The sequence below is a fragment of the Agromyces sp. P1_H4 genome, assembly GCF_056405255.1.
The window spans coordinates 1-2,835 of the sequence record NZ_JBFUCL010000418.1 but is presented as its reverse complement, the minus strand read 5'-3'; the positions used below and the strand labels follow the sequence as shown (position 1 = coordinate 2,835).

Sequence of the window (2,835 nt, the reverse complement as noted above, 5' to 3'; positions counted from 1 at the left end):
GTCGTCGGTCGCGAAGCCGTCGAGCACGGCGCGCTCGCCCGACTCGAGGAGTTCCTGGAAGAGCGTGACCTGCACGCCGGCCGGGGCGTCGAGTCGGGAGTTCAGTGACTGCCACGGCGTGACGACCGGTTCGGCGATGACGCGCGCGCCGCCGCCCTCGAGACGTCGGGTCATCCCCGCCGCGTCCTCGACCTCGAAGGCGAGGCGGATGTGCGGGCTCTCAGCGCCGCCCGCCTCGATGCGGTCGATCGCGCGCTTGTGCGCCGGGTTCGCGATCTCGAGGGTCGCACGCCCGGCATCGAGGATGACGACGCGCTCGTCGCCGCCCTCCGCGAACGCGAGGTACTCGGGCAGGCCGAGGGTGTCGCGGTAGAACGCGACCGCCGCGTCGTAGTCGCTCGCCTCGACGACGACGCGGAGTTGCAGGACCGGGCGTGCTGGAGCATCCGTCATGGCCGCATCCTCGCAGGATGGCACCGATCGCGCGACCCGCGACGGCGATCAGCTGCTTGGGACGACCGGGTACGGATGCTCCGACAGCACGCGCGCGAGATGCACCGCGTTCGCCACGAGCGTGGCGTTCGCCTGGAGCACGGCGGGCGGCGTCTCGCCCAGGTCCTTGTAGTCGGTCGTCTCCATGGCGGCGCCGTTCCAGTAGGTGCCCCCCTGCGCCGGCACCGTGAACCCGACGTCGTTCAGCGCCTGGTGGAGGTCGGCCGTGATCTTGTGCGCCCCGTCCTCGTTGCCGAGCACCGCGGTCGCCGCGACATGGCCGAACAGGATCGGCCGGCCCTCGTCGTCGAACGCGGAGAGCTCGGCGTCGAGCCGCTCGAGCACCCGCTGGGCGACGCTCGACATGTGGCCGAGCCAGGTGGGCGTGATGATGACGAGGATGTCGGCGTCCATGATGCGCGCGCGAAGCGCGGGCCAGGCGTCACCCTCGCCCATGTCGGCCTCCACGCCCGGGGCGACATCGAGGTCGACGACCCGCACGATGTCGCCGTCGGCTCCGCGACCCGCGAAGCCCCCGAGGAGCTGTTCGGCCATGAGCTGGCAGCTGGACTCCTCGGGGGCGTGCTTCAGCGTGCAGTTGAGGAGGAGGACGGTCTGGTCGGTGATGCGCATGTGCTGCCCTTCGTGTCGTCCCTTCCGTTCCTATCGGCGTACCGGCGGGCATGGTAGCGGCTTGACACGATGCGGCCGAGGTGCGGATGCGGCACAGGCGGGGTGCGGGGCGGCTCAGCCGGCGGTGCGGTGCACCGGCCAGCAGCGCGTCGTGACGCCGATCATGTTCCAGGCGTTGATCGCGACGATGAGCGAGAGCAGGGCGGCGAGCTGCTCCTCGCCGAGCACGGCCCGAGCGTGGTCGACGACGGCGTCGGGCACGTGCGTCTCCGAGAGCCGGGTGACGGATTCGGTCAGTTCCAGTGCCGACCGCTCGGCGGCGGTGAAGAGGCCGGAGTCGCGCCAGATCGCGACGGCGTGGAGCTTCTGGTCGGTGACCCCCGCCGCGCGGCCGTCGTTCGCGTGCTGGTCGACGCAGTAGGCGCAGCCGTTGAGTTGCGATGCTCGCAGTCGCACGAGCTCGCGGAGCGCCGGATCCACCCCGGCGCGGTCGAGCTCACCGGTGGCGGCGTGGTCGAGCGAGGCGACGGCCCGCGAGAAGCGGGGCACGAGCTGGTCGAAGTCGAGGCGGACGGGGATGTCGACGAGCGAGTCGGTTAAGGTCATGGCTCAACGCTACGAAGGAACGGCCCACTGCTACAGTCCAATTCCATGGATCGAACATGGGCCATTCCGGGCCTCGACCTGCACCTCGAGCTCGGCGCGGGTGGGCGGGCGGCAGCGCTCGAGCACGGGCTCCGATCGGCGATCACCGAGGGCCGTCTCGCCTCGGGCACCAGGCTCCCCGCGTCGCGCACGCTCGCCGCCGACCTCGGCATCGCGCGCAACAGCATCGCCGACGTCTACGCGCAGCTCACCGCCGAGGGTTGGCTCGAGGCTCGCGTCGGCGCGGGCACGTGGGTGAGCCGACGTGCCGCCGAGCCGACCGCCCACGCCACGGATGCCGCGACGGCGCCGCGCGCTCGCCTCGACCTGCGGGGCGGCATCCCGGATGCCTCGTCGTTCCCCCGTCGCGCATGGGCCGCCGCTGCGAGGTATGCCGTGCTGAACGCGCCGGCGGCCGAACTGGGCTACGCGCCCGATCGCGGCACCCTGGCGCTGCGTGCGTCGCTTGCGGAGTACCTCGGCCGCGTGCGCGGCGTGGCCGCGACCGCCGATCGCACGATCGTGACCCGGGGATTCGGGGAGCTCCTGGGCCTGACGTGCCGGGCGCTCGCGGCCGAGGGCGCGCGACGCATCGCCGTCGAGGAGGTCGGCCACGAGGCGCACCGCGAGATCGTGCGCGCGGCGGGGCTCGCACCCGTGCCGGTGCGGGTCGACGCGGGCGGCGCCGTGATCGAGGAACTGGGCGACGTGGACGCGGTGCTCCTCACCGCCGCGCACCAGTTCCCCGTCGGTGTTCCGCTCAGCCCAGCCCGGCGGCGCGCGGTGGCGGAGTGGGCCGAGCGCACCGGTGGGCTCGTGATCGAGGACGACYACGACGGCGAGTTCCGCTACGACCGACGTGCGGTGGGCGCGCTCCAGGCGCTCGCGCCCCGCCACGTGCTCTACGCCGGCACCGCGTCGAAGAGCCTCGCACCCGCTGTGGGCCTCGCGTGGGCGGTGGTGCCCGAGCGCCTGCTCGCGCCGATCTCGGCGCAACGGCGGCTCACGGGCGCCGCCTCAGACGTGCTGAACCAGCGGACCCTCGAGCGGTTCATCGCCTCGCAC

General features: G+C 72.9%; 4 protein-coding genes. 1 reads left to right on the top strand and 3 read right to left on the bottom strand.

All coding sequences use genetic code 11. The features are described 5' to 3' along the window. From AC1DY2_RS18205 to AC1DY2_RS18195, 3 genes are all read right to left on the bottom strand, one after another. A partial coding sequence (locus tag AC1DY2_RS18205) for a VOC family protein (protein ID WP_476763691.1) occupies positions 1-453 on the bottom strand: 453 nt, incomplete at its 3' end. 48 nt (positions 454-501) lie between these two features. Beyond that, positions 502-1,125 (bottom strand): flavodoxin family protein, encoded by a 624-nt coding sequence (locus tag AC1DY2_RS18200; protein ID WP_476763690.1) that lies wholly within the window; start codon positions 1,123-1,125, stop codon positions 502-504. A gap of 114 nt (positions 1,126-1,239) precedes the next feature. After that, positions 1,240-1,731: a carboxymuconolactone decarboxylase family protein gene (locus tag AC1DY2_RS18195; RefSeq protein WP_476763689.1), complete on the bottom strand. Its 492-nt coding sequence runs from the start codon at positions 1,729-1,731 to the stop codon at positions 1,240-1,242. A 45-nt stretch (positions 1,732-1,776) separates the two neighbouring features. Here AC1DY2_RS18195 and AC1DY2_RS18190 point away from each other — a divergent pair. Then, the coding region (locus AC1DY2_RS18190) for an aminotransferase-like domain-containing protein (RefSeq protein ID WP_476763688.1) at positions 1,777-2,835 on the top strand (1,059 nt) is incomplete at its 3' end.

Coding starts and splice junctions, on each gene's coding strand:
- AC1DY2_RS18200 (WP_476763690.1), bottom strand. CDS start 1,125: ATGCGCATCACCGACCAGACCGTCCTCCTCCTCAACTGCACGCTGAAG.
- AC1DY2_RS18195 (WP_476763689.1), bottom strand. CDS start 1,731: ATGACCTTAACCGACTCGCTCGTCGACATCCCCGTCCGCCTCGACTTC.